At 74.0% G+C, this 19,098-nt stretch carries 10 protein-coding genes; 4 read left to right on the forward strand and 6 right to left on the reverse strand.

Features of this window, described 5'->3' with window-relative positions; translation table 11 throughout:
• Positions 1–593 precede the first annotated feature (593 nt).
• Together lhgO and ACIODU_RS03880 are read right to left on the reverse strand one after the other, a co-directional pair.
• Positions 594–1,874 (reverse strand): L-2-hydroxyglutarate oxidase, encoded by a 1,281-nt coding sequence (gene lhgO / locus ACIODU_RS03875; protein ID WP_401763445.1) that lies wholly within the window; start codon positions 1,872–1,874, stop codon positions 594–596.
• 274 nt (positions 1,875–2,148) lie between these two features.
• Positions 2,149–3,687, reverse strand: coding sequence for a sporulation protein (locus tag ACIODU_RS03880; RefSeq protein WP_401763448.1), 1,539 nt, complete (start codon positions 3,685–3,687; stop codon positions 2,149–2,151).
• 645 nt (positions 3,688–4,332) lie between these two features.
• Here ACIODU_RS03880 and ACIODU_RS03885 point away from each other — a divergent pair.
• Positions 4,333–6,534: an asparagine synthase-related protein gene (locus ACIODU_RS03885; protein ID WP_401763450.1), complete on the forward strand. Its 2,202-nt coding sequence runs from the start codon at positions 4,333–4,335 to the stop codon at positions 6,532–6,534.
• 1,016 nt (positions 6,535–7,550) lie between these two features.
• On the opposite strand, the gene ACIODU_RS03890 is transcribed toward ACIODU_RS03885, so the two are convergent.
• The 3 genes from ACIODU_RS03890 to ACIODU_RS03900 all read right to left on the reverse strand — a co-directional run bounded on the left by ACIODU_RS03890 (position 7,551) and on the right by ACIODU_RS03900 (position 12,870).
• Positions 7,551–9,515, reverse strand: coding sequence for a sigma-70 family RNA polymerase sigma factor (locus ACIODU_RS03890; protein WP_401763560.1), 1,965 nt, complete (start codon positions 9,513–9,515; stop codon positions 7,551–7,553).
• A gap of 1,166 nt (positions 9,516–10,681) precedes the next feature.
• A complete protein-coding gene (locus ACIODU_RS03895; protein ID WP_401763453.1) occupies positions 10,682–11,128 on the reverse strand; it encodes a hypothetical protein in 447 nt (148 codons plus the stop codon).
• 998 nt (positions 11,129–12,126) lie between these two features.
• Positions 12,127–12,870 carry a helix-turn-helix domain-containing protein gene (locus ACIODU_RS03900; RefSeq protein WP_356432180.1) on the reverse strand — a complete coding sequence of 248 codons (744 nt, stop codon included), beginning with the start codon at positions 12,868–12,870 and terminating at the stop codon, positions 12,127–12,129.
• A gap of 344 nt (positions 12,871–13,214) precedes the next feature.
• On the opposite strand from ACIODU_RS03900, the gene ACIODU_RS03905 reads away from it, so the two are divergent.
• The gene (locus tag ACIODU_RS03905; RefSeq protein ID WP_401763457.1) at positions 13,215–14,672 is read left to right on the forward strand and encodes an NAD(P)/FAD-dependent oxidoreductase; all 1,458 of its coding nucleotides are present in this window, start codon (positions 13,215–13,217) and stop codon (positions 14,670–14,672) included.
• Between the two features lie 254 nt (positions 14,673–14,926).
• Positions 14,927–16,651 (forward strand): SpoIIE family protein phosphatase, encoded by a 1,725-nt coding sequence (locus ACIODU_RS03910; protein WP_401763460.1) that lies wholly within the window; start codon positions 14,927–14,929, stop codon positions 16,649–16,651.
• 20 nt (positions 16,652–16,671) lie between these two features.
• On the opposite strand, the gene ACIODU_RS03915 is transcribed toward ACIODU_RS03910, so the two are convergent.
• Positions 16,672–17,982, reverse strand: a complete 1,311-nt coding sequence (locus tag ACIODU_RS03915) for an MFS transporter (protein WP_401763563.1) — start codon at positions 17,980–17,982, stop codon at positions 16,672–16,674.
• Between the two features lie 135 nt (positions 17,983–18,117).
• Here ACIODU_RS03915 and ACIODU_RS03920 point away from each other — a divergent pair, with 135 nt between their 5' ends.
• Positions 18,118–18,684: a MarR family winged helix-turn-helix transcriptional regulator gene (locus ACIODU_RS03920; protein ID WP_401763463.1), complete on the forward strand. Its 567-nt coding sequence runs from the start codon at positions 18,118–18,120 to the stop codon at positions 18,682–18,684.
• Positions 18,685–19,098 lie beyond the last annotated feature (414 nt).

A 19,098-nucleotide genomic window follows, 5' to 3' on the forward strand; every position in this document is an offset into this window, starting at 1 on the left:
TTGTCCGTGGAGCGGGCGTCGTCGGCGGCGGCGCCGCTCGCGGGTGTCTCGGCGGTCTGGGTCATCTCGGTCTTCTCGGGCTCGGCCACAATGCTCCAATCCTACGGAGTCCCGGACCCCACCCATCCGGTGAGCCCACCGGCCCCGAGGCGACCCCCGGCGCCCGAGCTTCCGACGCCCCGGCGCGTCGGGCCCCGACGCCCCGACGCCGCAGGTCCTGGTGCCCCGCGCCTCACCCCGGCGTCCCGCGCCTCTGCTCCCAGCGTCGGGCGTCGGACGCCCAGGCGTTCCGTACCTCAGGTCCTGGCATCCCCGTACCTGAGGCCTTGGCGCCCGGCGCCTCCGGTACGGGCGTCGCGCGCCTTGTCCGGGCGTTCCGTGTCTCCGGTACGGGCGTCGCGCAACCGACCCCGGCGTCCCGCGTCTCAGGTACCGGCGCCCCGCGTCGCACGCCCGGGCGTTCCGTACCTCAGGTCCCGGCAGCCCCGCACGTGAGGGCCCGGCGCCCCCCGCCCCGGCGTCCCGCGCCTCGCTCCGGCGCCCCGAGCCCCCGCCCCGGCGCCCCTGGGCGCCCCCGCGCCCCCGCGCCCCCCTCACCTCTCCGCCAGCACCTCCAGCACCCTCGCCGCCACCTCGCGGCCGATCGGGAGTGCCGCCGTCGCCGCCGGGGACGGGGCGTTCAGCACGTGGACCGTACGAGCCCCCCGGCGGATCAGGAAGTCGTCCGCCAGCGTGCCGTCCCGCAGGACCGCCTGGGCCCGTACCCCGGCCGGCGCCGGGCGCAGGTCCGCGTCCGTCACCGCGGGGAGCAGCCGCCGTACCGCCGTGGCGAACGCCCGCTTCGACAGCGAGCGGTGCAGCTCGCCCGCTCCGTACCGCCAGTGTTTCCGGGCCGTACGCCAGGAGCCGGGCCAGCCGAGCGTGCCCGCCAGCTCCCCGGGGCGTACGTCCGACCACCGGTAGCCCTCCCGGGCCAGCGCGGGCACCGCGTTCGGCCCCACGTGCACCCCGCCGTCCACGGACCGCGTCAGATGCACGCCGAGGAACGGGAACGCCGGGTCGGGCACCGGATAGACCAGCCCCCGGACCAGGCCGGGCCGCGCCAGCTCGAAGTACTCGCCCCGGAACGGCACGATCCGCATCCCCGGGTCGTCGCCCGTGAGCCGCGCCACCCGGTCGCACTGGAGCCCCGCGCAGTTCACCAGCGCCCGCGCCCGCACCACGGCCCCCGCGTCCCGCGCGCCCGTCCCGTCCCGCGCGCCCGTCCCGTCCCGCGCGCCTGCCCCGTCCCCCGCGCCCGTACGGACCGCGACCCCCCACGCGCGGCGGTCGACGACCGTCACCTCCGCGCCGTACCGCACCTCCGCGCCCGCCGCCCGCACCGACTCCGCGAGCTGCTCCGCGACCGCCGTGAAGTCGCACACCCCCGTCGTCCCGACGTGGATCGCGGCCAGGCCCCGTACCTGCGGTTCGTACTCCATGATCTGCGCCGGGCCCAGCTCCCGCACCGGAATCCCGTTCTCCCGGCCCCGCTGGACCAGCGCGTGCAGCCGCGGCAGCTCGTCGCGCCGCGTCGCCACGATCAGCTTGCCGGTGACCTCGTGCGCGATGCCGTACTCCGCGCAGAACTTCACCATCTCGGCCGAACCCCGCACCGCGTACCGCGCCTTGAGCGACCCCGGGCGGTAATAGATCCCGCTGTGGATCACCCCGCTGTTGTGGCCCGTCTGGTGCCGCGCGGGCCCCGCTTCCTTCTCCAGCACGACCACACGGGTGCCCGGAGCGGCGCGCGTGATCGCGTACGCCGCCGACAGGCCGACGATCCCGCCGCCGATCACCAGCACGTCGCAGTCGAAGCCCGCGCGTCCGTCCATCGTGTGCCACCTCCCACCCCGATAGTGCACTGGCCCGCTGACAACGCCGCCAAACCACGTGCGGGCGGGCAGGAGCGGCGGAAGCGTTCCGGGGGCGTACGACCGCGCCCGCCTCCGGACCGGCCCGGAGGGGGCAGGGAGGGAGGGGGCAGGGACGGACGGGGCAGGGACGACTGCGGGCGGACACAGCGGACACGGCGGGCGCGCACCGGGGCCAAGGCCCCCGCCGGGACGCGCACCAGCGCCCGCCCCCGCGCCAAAACGCGGCCCGGCGCTACGCCGGCGACACCAGCAGCGGCCTCGCACGCTCCCGCAGCTCCACCACACGCGGCTCGTCGCCGTACGGCTCCAGGCGGTGCAGCAGATCCCGTACGTACTCCGTCGTCCTCGCCGACGAGATACGCCCCGCCACCTCCACCGCCCGGGTGCCCGCCGCGCACGCCGCGTCGAGATTCCCCGACTCCAGCTCCGCCACCGCGCTCACCACGAGACGTAAACCGTGCGACCGTACGAACTCCTCCGTCGGCCGGGACAGCGCCTGCTCCGTGAACCGCCGCACCTGGCGCGGCGCCTTCAGATCGCGGTAGCACTCGGCGGCGTCGGCCGCGAACCGGTCGTACGAGTAGAAGCCCAGCCACGCCGGATCCGCGTCGCCGTCGCGCGACCGCTCCAGCCACCCCTCCGCCGCCTTGAGCGCCGCCCCGGCCGCCACCGCGTCGCCCGCCTTGGCGTGCGCCCGCGCCTCCACCAGCCGGAAGAAGCTCATCGTGCGCGCCGTCGCGAGCCCCCGGTTGCGCTCCAGCGCCGCCTGCGCCAGGTCCACGCCCTCGTCGGCGAAGCCCCGGTAGGTCGCCTGGAGCGACATCGACGCCAGTACGTACCCCCCGAGCGGCACGTCGGCCGCCGCGCGCGCCAGCCGCAGCGCCTGGATGTAGTAGCGCTGCGCCGCCTCCTGCTGCCCGGTGTCGAAGGCCATCCAGCCGGCCAGCCTGGTCAGTTCGGCCGTCGCGCCGAAGAGGCCGCGGCCCACCTCGTCGCTGTACGCCCCCAGGAGCAGCGGCGCCGCGTCCACCCGCAGGCACTCGGGCACCATGGAGGAACGCCAGTCCCCGCCCCCGTACTTGGAGTCCCAGCGCCGGGCGTCGGACGCCGCCTCCCGGAGCTTGGCCACATCGCTGTGACCCACCCGCAACGGTGAGATCTCTCCCGCGGAGTCGCCGCCGGACCCGCCGCCGGACCCGCCGCCGGGCGAGCCGGCGGACCCGCCCTGACCGGCCGACACGCCGTGCGCGCCAGGGCCGTTGTGCGCCCCTTGCGCGGCCCGCGCGACCGTCGGATCCCGTGCCACGGACGAGTCCGCGGGTGTTATCAGCCACCGCGACGCGGGCGTCGCGTAAGCGCTCACTGCGAAGGATCCGGCCAGCGACTGCCAGATGCCTCCGCTGCCCGCCCTGCGGCCCGCCAGGTCCAGCCGGTACAACTCCGTGGCGGAGCGCACCGCCTCGCCCACGTCGCGCGGGAAGGCGAGCCCGACCTCGGGGGCCGGATCCGCGTCGGCCAGGCCGATCTCGTGGAGTGGGACGGGGCGTCCCAGTTTCGCGCCGATGGCGGCGGCGATGAGATGGGGCGCGGCACCCTGCGGCACCATCCCCTTCGACACCCACCGCGCCACGGAGGTCTTGTCGTAGCGAAGGGTCAGCCCGCGCTGCGCCCCCAGGTCGTTGACCCGCCGGGCGAGGCCGGCGTTGCTGATTCCCGCGAGGGCGAGAACGGTTCCGAGCTTTTCGTTCGGCCCGCGTAGCTCCCTGGACATGCGCCACCCCTCGACACACAGACGGCCGCCACGTCGCGGCATAGGCGCGCGGCATTCGTAAACCCAGCGTAGTTCGCCACATCCCGACCGTTAAGGGGCGGACTTCCCTATGGCGGGATTGTTGTCCGTGCGGGAGTCCGCGCGTAAGACCCCGTCATGATGTTCGTGCTCCGGGTGTGTGGCCGTGCGCCCGGCCGTGCGCTCTTGGCCCCGGAGGAGCGGGAGCGCTTCCATGAGTCCTGCGTGGGTCGGCCCACTGCGTACTGGAACCAGTGGGCTGGGGGACACCGCCGCCCCAATCCCCGCGGGCGGTGGATCAGTCCGGGAGGCGGAAAACGCCTCCCGGACTGAACGTATGACGGCGTTTCGGAGCCGTGTCGAGCCCGGAGATTGGCTGAATGCTGCCTGTCTGCCGAGGGCTGTTTCCTGGCCATCCGGCCCATGCCAATGGCGCATTCGCATGTTCGCGCCTGTCGCGCGTCCGCCCCCCGGGGGCTACCCGCGGCCCCTCCTGTGTGCTGTTGTCGTGGCAGCATGTCCCCGAACGGCTCGGATCGGGCTTCGGATCGGGCTAAGGTCCACGCTTCGGACCGAGCTGCCGGGACGGCCCTCGATGTGACTTGTCCACAGGCTGTGGAGGCGGCGATGCGCTGGTTGGTGGGGTGGAGCAGTATCGCCGCGCGGTTCGGAACGGCGGGCACGGCGGGGAGCGTCGGCGGGTCCGTGGCCGGCGCGGTCGGCGGGCACGCGGGCGGCAACGGCACGGCGGGAGCCGTCGGGTTCGCCGACGGCGACGTCTTGGGGGGCGGTACGGGAGGCGGTACGGGGGGCGGTACGGTCCACCCGGTCGGCTCCCAACTCCTGTGGGGCGACCCCGATCCGCTCTGGGCGGTCGGCGACTGGCGCCCCGACGAAGTACGGGTCGTCAGCATCGACGCCGTCAACCGCCTCGCGATCCTGGGCTGTTGCGGCGCCACCGACGAACAACTCCGCGTCGGCCTCTTCGCCGCGCGCGGCGGGGCGCTGCGCCATCTCACGGCCTGGCCCGGGAGTTACACCGCCGTCGCGCAGATCGGCCGCCGCATCACCGTCGTCGGCGACCTGGCCGGCGCCCGGCCCGTCTTCTACACGCCCTGGGCGGCCGGCACCGCGTACGCCACCGCCGCCCTGCCCCTCGCCGACCTCATCGAGGCACAGCTCGACATCGGCTACCTGGCGGCGCTCCTCGCCTGCCCGGAGAGCCCGGAGGCGCTGCGCGACGCCACGCCGTACGACGGGGTCAAACGCATCCCGCCCGGGCACGCCCTGATCCTGCGCGAGGGGTCCCGCGAGATCACCGGGTACGAACAGGTCGCGTCGCTCGCCGTCGCCGCGCCCCAACTCGACCCCGACCGGGCCGTCGAAGGCGTCCGGGACGCGCTCGTGGAAGCCGTACGGGCGCGGCTCACGGCCCCGCGCCACGCCCCCGAGACCCTGCCGCCGGACCCCGGGCCCGTCCCCGGCATGGGGCCCGCCGAACGGCGCGCCGCCCGCGGGGCGCCGGTCCCCGGCATCGGCGCCGACCTGTCGGGCGGCAGCGCGTCCGGGACCCTCGCGCTGCTCGCCGCCGGGCTGCCCGGCGCGCCCGGCACGATCCTCGGGCACGGCACCGGCGCGGGGGAGCGGCTGCTCGCCGTCACCTTCAACGACCTGGCCACCGGCGGGCGCGACGAGGCGGAGCTGGAGCGGGCCCGGTCCATCGCCGCGAACCCCCGGCTGCACCACGTCGTCGTCGCGGCGGGCGAAGAGGCCCTGCCGTACGCGGAGTTGGAGGGCCCGCTCACCGACGAGCCGGGCCCCTCCCTCGTCCTGGCCGAACGCAACCGGCGCAGACTCGCGGCGGGCAGCGCCGACCACTTCACCGGGGCCGGCGCGCGCGAGGTCCTGGACGCGCACCCCGCCCGCCTCGCCGACCTGCTCCTCGACCGGCGCAGACGCCACCTCCTGTCGCCCGTCGCGGCCGTCGCGAAGGCCGAAGGCGCCTCGCCCGCCTCGCTGTTCGTCCCGCTCACCGTCTACCGGGCGGCCCGCCGCCTGGCCCGTACGCCGTACCGCACCGGCCTCGAAGCCGCCGCGGCCCGCCTGCCCGAGGCCAACCGCTCGCCGCTCGCCCCCGCCGCGGACGGCCCGCTGGGCGCGTCGCTCGCGGCGCTCACCTGGTCCCGGCCCGGTCCGGCCGCCCGCTGGCTCACGGGCGAGGCACTCGCCGAAGTATCGGTTCGCCTGTCGACCGCGGCGGCCCGCCCCACGTCCGTACCGCGCCCCGGCGAGGCCCGTGCGCGGGCGGCGCTCGCCCGGTACGCCGCGGACCACCGCGTGCTGGAACAGGCCGCCGAGATCCGCAGCCAGCGCCTCCACGCCCCCTTCCTCGACAACCAGGTCGTCCGGGCCTGCCGCCTGCTGCCGGAGGCGCTGCGCGTCCAGCCGGGCGCCCGCGCGGACGTCCTGCGCACGGTCCTCGCGGGCGCCGGCATCCACGACCTGCCGCCCGGCTGGGGCGCGACGTCCCGGGCCGGCACGGCGGCGGCCACCCGGGCGGGCCTGCGCCTGGCCATCGGCGACCTGCTGGCCCTCTTCGACGCGCCGCTCCTGGCGGACGCGGGCCTGATCGAGGCCCGCGTCGTCCGCAAGGCGCTGCGCGCGGCGGCGGAGGGCGAGCCGGTCCCCCTGGACGGCCTGGCGGACCTGGTCTCCACGGAGCTCTGGCTACGCCGCCTGCTGTCGCGCCGGGGCACGTGCTGGACGGGCACGGCGGCGCCGCGACGCCGAGCGGTGGGGGTGGTGGCGCGGCCGACGCTGCGAGCGTGACGCTTGACGCGCGGCCCGGTTTTTGGCTGAGCTCCTTGCTTGTCCTCGCGCCGGACGGGCGTCTGCGGCCCGGTGGTGGGCGCGCCTTACAGATGTCCTCAATCGCCGGACGGGCTTGGGTGTGCCGTGGTGCCGGGGGGCGGGGCCTGCGGAGGCACGTATGTCCGGACTGCATGTTTTACGGCGCGTGCACGAACTCGTTTCGTTAACGGTAGTCATGCGCCACAAAACACGCTTTACGTCCGGACACACGCACCTCCTCCGACCCCACCCCCCTCACGCCGCCGGGAAAGGTGAACGCCCCCCCCCGCCGCAGGGTCCCCGCCTCTCCAAGCCCGTAAGGCGATTGAGGACATCCCTGACCCGCACCAGCGCACCGGCTGGGGGTGCGTCGGGATGGGCGGGAGGTGCCTCCGGGAGGGCCCGGGTTGCCCCCGGTGCGGGTCACCGGTTCCGCCCACGCCCGACGGGAGCGGGTTGTCTTGTGCGCGGGCCTGGAAGGGGGACGGGCAGGGGTCGTGTCCGGAACGTAAAGCGTGTTTTGTGTCGCATGGCTACCGTTACGCAAAACAAGGGCCCGCACGCGACGTAAAACATGCAGTGCAGGACACGACCCCTGACCGGCCCCCGGCGACAAGCCGCGCCCGGGGCACCGGCCCGCAGCGGGCACCACCAAGCCCGTCCGGCGATTGAGGACATCAGTAAGCCGCACCCGGCCACCGAGCAGAGGCCAAACGGAGCCCGTCCGGCGCTTGAGGACAATCAGTGAGCCGCGCCCGCGCACCGCGCAGACGCCACAAACCAGCCCGTCCGGCGCTTGAGGACGCAGTAAGCCGCACCCGGCACCGGACGCGCGGGCAAAATCAAGCCCGTCCGGCGCTTGAGGACATCAGTAAGTCGCGCCGCCTACCGGGCCGCAGACGCCTGTCCGGCGCGAGGACAAACAGAAAGCCGCGCCCACCACCGCCGCGCACACGCCCGTCCGGCGCGAGGACAAAGCCCGGCCGCCAGGCCGTTCAACGACACGCGATACGAGACCGCGCCCAATCCCCCAACGCCACCCCACCCACCGCCCCCTCAGGATCCACCACCAGCCGAATCGTCCGCTGCCCCCCGATCCCCACGAACACCCGCACCGCCGCCCCACCCCCCTTCAGCACCGGCGACCGCCACAACCGCCCCCCGTCCCCGTACACGGAGAAGCGGACGGAACCGAGCCCGAGGGTCATGTCGTCCACCCCCACCATCGCCTCGTACGAGGAACAGCTCCGGTTGAGGTCGATCGTCACGGAGGATCCGGCGTGCATCGTCACGCCGTATGCGTAGCGGGTGCCGCCGATCGAGACGCCCGACCGCTGCCACAGCCAGCCGCTCCCGCCGAGCCGCACCTCGGGCGCGGTGCCGTCCCCGAGGACGCCGTACTCCAGCTGGTTCACCTGGTACACGGCAGGCGGAGGCGCAGGCACCGGAACGGGCTTCGCCGGCTTGGGCGTAGGCCCAGGAGCAGGCCGCACCGAAGGCCGCCGAGTCACCCCCGCAGGCGCGGACGACGCCGCCCGCCCCGGCGCGGCCCGCCGCTCGGGCGCGGGCGTACGCGAAGGAGGGGCCGGAGGCGAGGGCCTAGACACCCGCGGCGCGGGCGCGTCCGGCTTCGCCGGGGACGAGGACGGCACCGGACCACCGGGAAGCACCGGCTGCGCCGCCGGCGGCTTCGCGTCCGGCCGGGCCGCGTGCTCCGGGCTGCCCGCCAGCGCCCACACCAGACCGGCCGTCGCGACGACGACCAGCCCCGCGATACCGGCCTTCACCGGCGCCCCGAGCCCCTCGGAAGCCGCAGCCCCTCCGGCGGCCCCGGAGGCGGAACCGGCGGCCGCCCCACCGGAGGCACCACCCGCAGCACCCCCGGCCGCGCCACCCGCCGCCGCAGCGGCCCCCGCGGCGCCCGCCGCCCCCGCGGCCCCGCCGCCCGCGATGATCGCCGCCGCCTTGAGCGAGTAGCCCGCCGCGAACCAGCCGATGACCGCGATCGGGACGAGCGCCGGGATCCCGGAGTTGACGTACGCCAACTCCCCCGCCGCGACCCGGCACTTCCCGCACGACTCCAAGTGCTTGCGCAGCCCCCGCTCGGCCCGCATCCGCAGCCCGCCGCGCGCGTACGCGCCGAGCCGGTCGGCGTAACGGGCGCAGTCGCCGCCCGAGGTGAGCGCGGTGCTCACATGGGCCTGGAGGTACGCCTGTTTGAGACCCTCGCGTGCCCGCCCGGCCAGCACGGCCGTGGCGTTGGCGGTCAGCCCGAAGAGCGGCGCGACCTCGCTGGGCGACTCGTCCTCGACCGTGGTGTGCCAGAGCACCGCCTGCCAGCGCTCGGGAAGGCTGCGGAACGCCTGCATGGCGAGGGACTGCTCGGCGTCGTGCATGGCCCGTACGTCCGCGCCCAGATCGAGCGTGTCGACGTCGGAGACCTCCGCGATGCGCGCGGCCTGCGCGGCGAACAGCGCGAAGTCGTCGACCAGTTGCTCGCGCTTCGCGGACTTCGTCCAGGACGCGGCGACGCGCCGTACGGTCGTCAGCAGGTAGGCGCGGACCGCCTGCTCGGGCCCGGCCCCGCCGCGTACGGCCTGGAGCGTACGGGCGAACACCTCGGCCGTCAGGTCGTCGGCGGTGTGCGCGTCACGGCAGCAGGTACGGGCGTAGCGCCGCACCGCGTCCGAGTGCCGGCGGAACAGCTCCTCGTACGCGCTGTCGTCGCCGTCCCGCATCCGCTGGACCAGGTTGGCGTCCGACCGGGACAGCGCGGCGGCGGGCAATTCCAGCGTCGGTACGTCGACGTCCTCACCGAACCAGGGATCGTCCTCGCTCCCCCGCTCCCGCTGCGCCGGCACGCAACCGTCCCCATCCCCCCCAGCCGAACGCCCCCCACTACGGCCCCCGGACACCCCCCCACCCCCGAAGAACCCACGCCCCCCACCCTGCCCCGGCACACCCGCGCCGCGGCGCCCGCCGCGCCCCGCCAAACCCGCGTCACCACCCCCACCCTGCTCCGGCACCCCGGGCACCCCGGGCACCCCCGGCACCCCGCGCACCCCGGGCACCTCCGGCACCCCGGGACCACCCGGCGCACCCGGCGCACCCGGACCACCCGACACACCCGGACCACCCGACAAGCCCGCGCTGTCCGAAGCACCAAGACCACCAGGCCCGTACGAGCCACCAGAATTGCCGGGACCACCAGCCCCACGAGGCCCCCCCAGCCATCCAGCACCACCAAGTCGCCCCGACCCACTGAAACGACCACGCCCACCAGACCCCTCGCCCCGAGGAGGCCCTTCCACACCACCAGAACGCCCAAGGCCCCCTGGCGACCGCCCAGGCCCACCAGGCCCACCCGTCAGACCAGGACTTCCCGGTCCCCGTGGGCCACCGGGCCCACCAGAGGCCCCTGACTCACCCTGTCGACCAGGGTGTTCCGGCCCGCTGGGACGACGGCGCCCACCAGGCCCCTCGTGCCGAGGGGGGCTCTTCGGTCCCTCCGGCAGCCCAGGGCCGCCCGTAGCTCCTGGCCTGCCGGGACCACCAATGGTCCCCGGTTCACCTGGCCGGCCAGGGTTCCCCGGCCCGCTGGGACGGCTGTGCCCGCCGGAACCCTCGTGCCGACCGGCGCTTTCCGGGCCTCCTGGCCCACCAGACCTGCCAGCGCCGCCAGGCCCTCGAGAGGTGTCCGGCCCACCAGGCCCACCGGCGCCCCCGTGCCCTCCGTGGATGTCCGGCCCACCGGGCCCGCCTGCGCCTCCGGGACCACGAGGGGCCCGTAGTTCGCCTGGTCGACCGGGGCCTCCCGGTCCGCTGGGAGGGTTGGGCCTGTCAGGACCCTCGTGTCGAGGGGGGCCTTCCGGACCACCCGGGCGACCAAGGTCTCCTGAGCGACTGGGACGGTCAGGCTCGCCGGGACCACCCGGCAGGCCAGGACTTTCCGGGCCCCCAGGGCCAGCAGAGGCCTCAGGCTCACCTGGTCGGCCGGGTTCCCCCGGCCCGTTGGGACGGCTGGGCCGGCCAGGACCCTCGTGTCGAAGGGGGGTGTCCAGACCACCAAGGCCTCCTGGCCCACTGGGACGACCAGGCTCGCCAGGACCCCTGTGCCGACCCGGACTTACCGGTCCCTCGGGGCCACCGGGTCCACCCGCGTCCCCGGGCCCATCAGAGGCCCCCGGTCCACCCGGCCGAACAGGGCCTCCCGGTCCACCAGCCCGAACAGGGCCACCGGGACGACCAACGCCACCGGGCTCACCAGAGGCACCCGGCTCACCCGGTCCACCAGAGCTTCCAAGCCCACCGGAACCATCGGGCCCACCAAGGCCTCCCGGCCCGCCGGGACGGTCGGCCCCACCGGGACCTCGGTGCCGACCGGAGGCTTCCGGACCGCCCAGGCCGCCGGGCCCAACAGCGCCTCCCGGCGTGGACGGCTCTCCACGCCTGCCGGGTCGACCCGGGCTTTCAGGTGGACCGGAACTATCAGGCTGGCCAGGCATCCCCCGAACGTCTCCTGGGGTCGATGGCTCTCCGCGCCTGCCGGGTCGGCCCGGGCTTCCAGGTTCATCGGAACCGTTGGGTCGGCCAGGCGTCTCCGGAACGCCTCCCGGTGCGGATGGCTCTCCGTGATTGCCGGATCGGCCCGGGCTTCCAGGTCCACTGGAACCATCGGGTCGGCCAGGCGTCCTCGGAACGCCTCCCGGCGTGGACGGCTTTCCGCGACTGTCAGGTCGGCCCGGGCTACCAAGTTCACCGGAACCGTCGGGCCGGCCAGGCACTGCCGGAACGTCGGGGCCACTCGGGGCGACCCCCGGAACACCAGGAACCCCAGGACCACCCGCGCCTCCCGGCGCGGACGGCTCTCTGGGGCCGGCCTGGTTCGGTACCTGCCGGGACGTCGGGCCGTCAGACTCCGTGCCCCCCTCGGCGTCGCCACCACGTGGCTCGTCCCGTCCATCACCGCTCATCGCGGAAGCCCCCGCACGCACTGTCCGACCCAAACACCCGGTCAGCGTGCCACAGCGCGCCGCGCCCAAGCCGTCTCCAGCTCCGCAACCACTCGTCCGGGGTCGTTTCCCGGGCCGGAGCCCCACACTTCACCCGTTCGGGGAAGCCTCAACAGGCCCTGGAAGTACGCCAGTTCGAGCCGAAGTCAGGCGACGAAGGCCACCCGGCGCCGACCGCCGAAGGCACCCGCTCCGGACCGGTGAGGCCGCCCGGCACAGGTCGGAAAAGGGTTCCCGTGCGAAGACCCGTAGGCCCCGCAAGGTCCCCGTAGAGCCCCGGCCTCGGCCGCCGAGCGCACCCCGCCTCGGCCGCAGGCCACACCTCGGCCACCGAACGCCGAAAGCCGAAACGCCTGCCGTCGGCCGCCAGCCGCACCCCGCGTCGGCCACCGAACCCCGAACGCCAAAGGCCGAGCGCCGAAACCCCACCCCCCGCGCCGCCCGCCCAACGCACCGACCCACCCACGAGCCCCCGCGCACCCCCACGAGCCCCGCGCACACCCCGCCCCGCTGTCCGCTCCCCGCGCACCCCCACGAGCCCCCGCCGCCCACGCCCACCTCACACCGGGCGCGACCGCAGCCCCTCCAGCAAGATGTCCAGCAGCCGCGCCGAAGCCGCCGCCTGTTGTGCCGCGTCCGGCAGGGACGGGGCCGCCGTCGCGATCACCAGGAGGACGTCCGCCACCGTCACATCGACCCGCAGCTCGCCCGCCTCGCGCGCCCGCTCCACCAGCTGGCCCACGACCTCCAGCAGCTCCACCGCCCCCGGATCGTCCAGGTCGTCCACCGACAGGCGCGGTTCGACCACCCGTAGGTCGGGCTGGCCCGCCTGCCGTTGCTGGGGCACCCGGCCCTCGGGCGCCTGACCGCGCGCCCCCGCCGGGTCGTCACCGTCCACGCCCACCCGTAACACCTGGGGAGGCAGCAGCCGCCCGGCGCCCGACGCCACCGACGTACGGAGGAAACAGGAGAGGGCCGACCAGGGCTCCTCCTCCTGCCCCAGCGCCGTACGCGCCTGGTCGGTCAGCCGGGAGGTCTCCTCCTCGGCTATCCGCCGCACCAGCACGTCCTTGCTCGGGAACCGCCGGTAGACCGTACCGACACCCACCCGGGCCCGGCGCGCCACGTCCTCCATCGGCGCCCCGTACCCCAACTCGCCGAACACTTCGCGAGCCGCTCGCAGTACATGCTCCAGATTGCGCTGTGCGTCCACGCGGAGCGGAGCCGATCGCCCGCCCGCGCCCAACCGGCCTTCCCCGTCCGAGACGACGGCAGCCTGCCAATGCGAATCCTGAATGTGCATAAGCGTTCCCCCGGTAATGATGTCTCCCCCCGGAGACTCCCCGCTTGACAGTCGACGATGTGAGCCTGTCCCGTCACAGGCCGTACACCCCGACGAGGTACGAACATAGTTGAGCCCGGGTCAATTCAGAAGGGGGTAGTTCCGCACGGAGCATGCCCCGATCGGAGCAAGGACCGGAAGATGAGTGATTCAACCATCTCCCTCACCCCCCTCCACCCGCTCTGACCTGGCTTCCTCCGGCATTACCGGCGCATTTGCGCACCCCGCTCCGCCGACCGGCTCCGGTCACACAATTTGTCGGGGCTGTGGACAAAGCCCTGAGGGCGTTGCGTCATGGGGGAGTGATGGCTGAGATCTCCCGGGGGACGACCCCCGCACCCCCGCCCGCCGCGCCTCCCGCGCGCATTCTCGTCGTCGGTGGCGGCTACGTCGGCATGTACACCGCGCTGCGCCTCCAGCGGAAGCTCAGAAGCGGCGAGGCCGAGGTCACCGTCGTCACCCCCGAGCCCTATATGACGTATCAGCCGTTCCTCCCGGAAGCCGCGGCCGGGAACATCTCCCCCCGCCACGTCGTCGTCCCGCTCCGGCGCGTGCTGTCCGGATGCAGGATCGTCCTCGGCGAGGCCGTCTCCATCGACCACGCCCGGCGCACCGCCACCCTCAGGACCCTCGGCGCCGAGGAGGAGGGCGACGGCACCGTCGACGTCACCTACGACGAACTCGTCCTCGCCCCCGGCTCCGTCTCGCGCACCCTCCCCGTCCCCGGCCTCGCCGAACACGGCATCGGCTTCAAGACCGTCGAGGAGGCCATCGGCCTGCGCAACCACGTCATCGAGCAGATGGACATCGCCTCCTCCACCCGCGACCCCGCCCTCCGCGACGCCGCCCTCACCTTCGTCTTCGTCGGCGGCGGCTACGCGGGCGTCGAGGCCCTCGCCGAACTGGAGGACATGGCCCGCTACGCCACGCGGTACTACCACAACCTCAAGGCCGGGGACCTGAAATGGATCCTCGTCGAGGCGACCGGCCGGATCCTCCCCGAGGTCGGTGAGGAGATGGGCCGCTACGCCGTCCGCGAGCTGCGCGCCCGCAACATCGACGTACGGCTCGACACCCGCCTCGACTCCTGCGAGGACCGCGTCGCCGTCCTCAGCGACGGCACCCGCTTCCCCACCCGCACCCTCGTCTGGACGGCCGGCGTCAAACCGCACCCCGTCCTCGCCGCCACCGACCTCCCCCTCGACAAACGCGGCCGCCTCACCTGCACCCCCCAGCTCGGCGTCGAGGGCGCCGAGCACGCGTGGGCCGCCGGCGACGCCGCCGCCGTACCCGACCTGACCGCCGCCGAACCGGGCACGGACTGCGCGCCCAACGCCCAGCACGCCGTCCGCCAGGCCAAGATCCTTGCCGGGAACCTCCTCGCCTCCCTGCGCGGCGAACCCCTCCAGGACTACCGTCACAAGTACGCGGGCTCCGTGGCGTCCCTCGGCCTCCACAAGGGCGTGGCGCACGTCTACGGCCGCAAGCTCAAGGGCTATCCGGCCTGGCTGATGCACCGCGTGTACCACCTCAGCCGCGTCCCCACCTTCAACCGCAAGGCCCGGGTCCTCGCGGAATGGACCCTCTCGGGGCTCTTCAAGCGGGAGATCGTCTCCCTCGGCTCACTGGAACACCCGCGCGCCGAATTCGAACTCGCCGCGGGAGGCCGCAGGACCGACGCCGCGGGGGGCTGGAAGACCAACACGGCGGAGGGCTGGAACACCGGGGACACGCGCAAGGACACGCCGGGCGACCCGTCCTAGGACGGTGTACGCCGGCGCCGGCGGACGGGTCGCGCCACCGGCTGCATCACCGGTGATCCCGGCGCCCGGCACTCCGCCGGTGCCCGCCGCCCGTCCGGTCGGCGACACTGGAGCCGTGACCCGCGTGTGACCATAGGTGGGCTCACCTCCGCACAGAGTGAACCGGTGCACCGACTGATCCGGCACGCTCGGCTCGGCTCGGCTCCGCTCGGCCAAGACGAACAGCAACACGACCCCATGAGGCCTGAACAGACGTGAATTTCACGCGTTGGAGCGCCCGGCTCCCCGGTACGCAGCGCCGCGCCGCCGCGCGGACCGACCGCGGCTCCGTGCCCGCGGCCCGTGGTGAGTACGAGCGGCAGCCCGACCCCGCGCCGGACGGCGTCCCCTCCTTGGAGGACCTCTCCGTACGGGAGATCCTGGGCGAACTACCCGCCCTGGTGGCCCTGGTGTACGGCCCCGAGCACCGCCTCGCGTACGTCAACGACGCCTACGCGGCCGCCTTTGGCCCCCGTACCGCCGGCATGCCCGCGGCGGACAGCTGCCCCGAACTCGCCGAGCTGGGCCTCCTGCCGCTCCTCGACCAGGTGCTGCGCAGCGGCAAGCCCCGTACGGTCAGGTCCCGCAAGGTCCACGTACGCGGCCGGTCCGACCGCCACCAGGACGGCCCCGACCGCCAGGACCGCCAGGACGGCCCCGACCGCCACGACGGACCCGACAAGCCCGACAGGCCCGAGACCGGCGAAGGCTCCTACACGGTCACCTGCACCCCCGTACGCTGCGCCGGCTCCGGCGGCGTCCTCATCTTCGCCGCCGACGTCACCGACCACGCCGAGGCCGCCGAACGGCTCCGCACCAGCGAGCGCAGACACCGGCAGACCGCCGTCACCCTCCAGCGCTCCCTCCTGCCCCAGGAGTTGGAGCAGCCCGACGACCTGCGCGTCGCCGCCACGTACCAGCCGGGCGGCAAGGACGCCGCGGTCGGCGGCGACTGGTACGACGTCATCACCCTCGGCGCCGGCCGTACGGCCCTGGTCATCGGCGACGTCATGGGCCGGGGCGTCCGCGCCGCCGCCGTCATGGGCCAACTCCGCACCGCCGTACGCGCCTACGCGCGCCTCGACCTGCCCCCGCACGAGGTGCTGCAACTCCTCGACGGACTCGCCGCGGAGATCGACGCCAGCCAGATCGCCACCTGCGTCTACGCCGTCCACGACCCGGACGAGGGCCGCCTCGTCTACGCCTCCGCCGGCCACCTGCCGATCCTCGTACGCGACGAGGACGGCGCGGTCGAACGGGCGGCGGACCCCACGGGCCCCCCGCTCGGCACCGGCGGCTGGCAGCACACCTCCGGCAGCATCGCGCTCCCGCCCGGCTCCACCGCCGTCCTCTACACCGACGGCCTCGTCGAACGCCGGGGCGAGGACATCGACGAGGGCATCGAATCCCTGGAGCGCGCCCTCGCGGGCGCCAAGGGCTCACCCCAGGTCGTCTGCGACCGGCTGATCCGCTCCCTCGGCGTCACGGCCGACCACGATGACGACGTGGCCGTCCTCGTCCTCCAGTACCCGGCGCGTACGGGCCCGGACGCCGAGCTGTTCCACAACGCGGCGCTCGACCTCCTGGGCGGCGTCGAGGCCGCCCCGCGCGCCCGCGCCTTCGCCTCCGGAGTGCTCTCCTCCTGGCGGTTCCCGGTCGAACTGCGCGACCTGGGCGTGCTCGCCACCAGTGAACTGGTGGCCAACTCCCTCCAGCACGGCACCCCGCCCATGCGCCTCAGACTCCGCCGCACCGACCGCCGGCTGATCATCGAGGTGACGGACGGCGACGACCACCTGCCACGCCGCCGCCGCGCCGAACCGGCGGACGAGGCGGGCCGCGGCATCTCCATCGTCGCGACGATCGCCTCGTCCTGGGGATCACGCCGCACCCTGGGCGGCGGCAAGGCCGTCTGGTGCGAGTTCGCCCTACCGCGCTGACGGGCCGCCGTTCCCGGCTGTCACCCCACCCGCTCCGGTACGGGTTCCCTCGCCGCGGGCTCGGCCGTCTCCGCGCCCTCCGGCAGCCGCCGCGCGACCACCCGCGAGACCGACACGACCGAAGGCCGGTCCTGCGCGGGTGTGAGCCGCCGGCCGAGCCGCAGCGCCAGCACGGTGATCCCCAGCGAGAACAGTACGAACGTCACGATGTACGGCCCGTGCAGCGACGCCCCCATCGGACCGCCCACCGCCGGACCGACCGCCAGCGCCAGTTGCTTGACCAGCGCGAAGGCCGAGTTGTACTGCCCGACCATCGATGTCGGCGCCAGATCGGCCACCAGCGGCGCGACGGTCGGCGCGAGCATCGCCTCACCGAGCCCGAAGAGCGCGTACGTGGAGATGAACGCGGCCGTCGCCATCGTCGTACTCCCGTGCCCGAGCCCCGCGTACCCCGCGACGATCCAGGCCACGGTCCAGATCAGCCCGACCGCCGCGATCACCCGGGTACGACTCCGCCGCTCGACCAGCCGCAACACCACGAACTGCGCGATCACGATCACCGCCGTGTTGGCGGCCAGCGCGACCCCGAGCGTCGACGGGTCGATCCCCGCGGCCTCGGTGCCGTACGCGGCGAGCCCCGACTCGAACTGCCCGTAACAGGCGAAGAACACCACGAAGCCCAGCCCGAGAAGCCGCACCATCGCCCGGTGACGCAGCAGCGCCCGCAGCCCGCCCCCGGCGGAACCCTTGTCCTCCTTGGACAGCGCGCTCACGGCGAGGGCGGCCGGACGGGGCAGCCGTACCGAGGCGGCCATGCCCGCCAGGACGAGGAACATCACGGCCTCGACGGCGAAGAGCAGCGTGAAGCTGCCCGGCCGGTCCTGGTCGACGATCTGACCGCCGACCAGCCCGCCGACCCCGAGCCCGAGGTTCGCGAGGAAGAACTGGGTCGCGAAGGCCCGCGTCCGGGTCGCCGCCGTCGAACACCACACGATCATCGTGGCCAGCGCCGGCTGCATCACGGCCGTGCCGGCACCGAGCAGCGCCGCCGACATCACCGCCGCCGGCACGCTCCCCGAGAACCCCATGGCGAGCGCCCCCGCCGAGGCCAGCACCGCCCCGCTCACCAGCACGGGCAGCGGACCGCGCCGGTCGATGATCCGGCCGGTGAAGGGGAGGACGACCAGCGCGGCCATGGCGAAGACGGCCAGCACCACACCGGCGGTACCGGCCCCCAGGTCCCGCACCTGAGCCACGTACACATAGAGGTACGGAACCGTGAACCCCAGCCCGAACGCGCTCAGCGCGTTGCCCGCCTGGATCCTGCGCATGGCCGCGCCCCACTCCCTGGTCACACTCACCCACCTAAGAACTGACGTCCGAAGACTTAGAAGCTAAAGTTAAGACCTCAACAATACACATCGAAGGACTTAGAAGCCAACGCGCACCCGTGCGATACTTCCCCGATGTCCGACACCCCGGCCAAGCCCGCCCGACAGGGCCTCCAGGAGCCGAGCCTCGACGAGCAGATCGCCGCCTACCAGCGCGAATTCCGCGACCTCGACCCGCAGGTCGAGAAGATCGTCTCGGCGCTGGGCCGCCTGAACCGCCGCATGAACGTCGCGTACGGCCGGCAGGTCGCCGACCTCGGCATCAGCAACGCCGAGTGGGAGGTCCTCAAGACCCTCGTGGTCTCCGGAGCCCCCTACCGCCTGGGCCCCGGCGAACTCGCCAAGCGCCTCGGCCTCACCCCGGCCGCCATGACCCACCGCATCGACCGCATGGCGGGCGACGGCCTGGTCACCCGCGACCGCGACGAGAACAACCGCGTACGGGTGATCGTGGAGCTGACCGACGTGGGCCGTACGAAGTGGCTCGCGGCCATGCGCATGGCCTCGGACTTCGAGGAGGAGTTGCTCCAGGACCTCTCGGGCGACGAGCGCGGGGTGCTGGGCGAGATGCTGATCCGCCTGCTGCGCAGGGTGGAACACGCCCAGCCGGACGCGGGCGGACGGCTGACGGATCTGGACTGAACGGGGGGCTTGACAGCCCCCTGCCGGATCCGTAGGGTTCTTCGAGTTGTCACGGGGCCGGTACGGCCCGGCGGCAGCCACTCCCGCCGCAGATGCGGCACCCAAACTCAGCACGATCTCCCAGCCGGGATGTGTTTTCGCATGCCGAAATACATTTCGAACTCCCGATCTCTCGATTATGAGTCGCCTGGGGAATCCGCTAGTGTTCGGGACGTCGGAACGGCCGAAGGGCCAGGACGACAACCCCCCTCTGACTGGGAATCAGGCCCGAAAGGTTCTGGTAGAGTCGGAATCGCTGGAAAGGGAAACGCGAAAGCGGAAACCTGGAAGGCGAGCCCCGCCGGCCGGGGAAATCGGATACGAAAGCATCTGATAGAGTCGGGAACACGAAATACCGAAGGGAAGCGCCCGGAG

Source organism: Streptomyces sp. NPDC088261, assembly GCF_044740805.1.
Classification (GTDB): Bacteria; Actinomycetota; Actinomycetes; order Streptomycetales; family Streptomycetaceae; genus Streptomyces.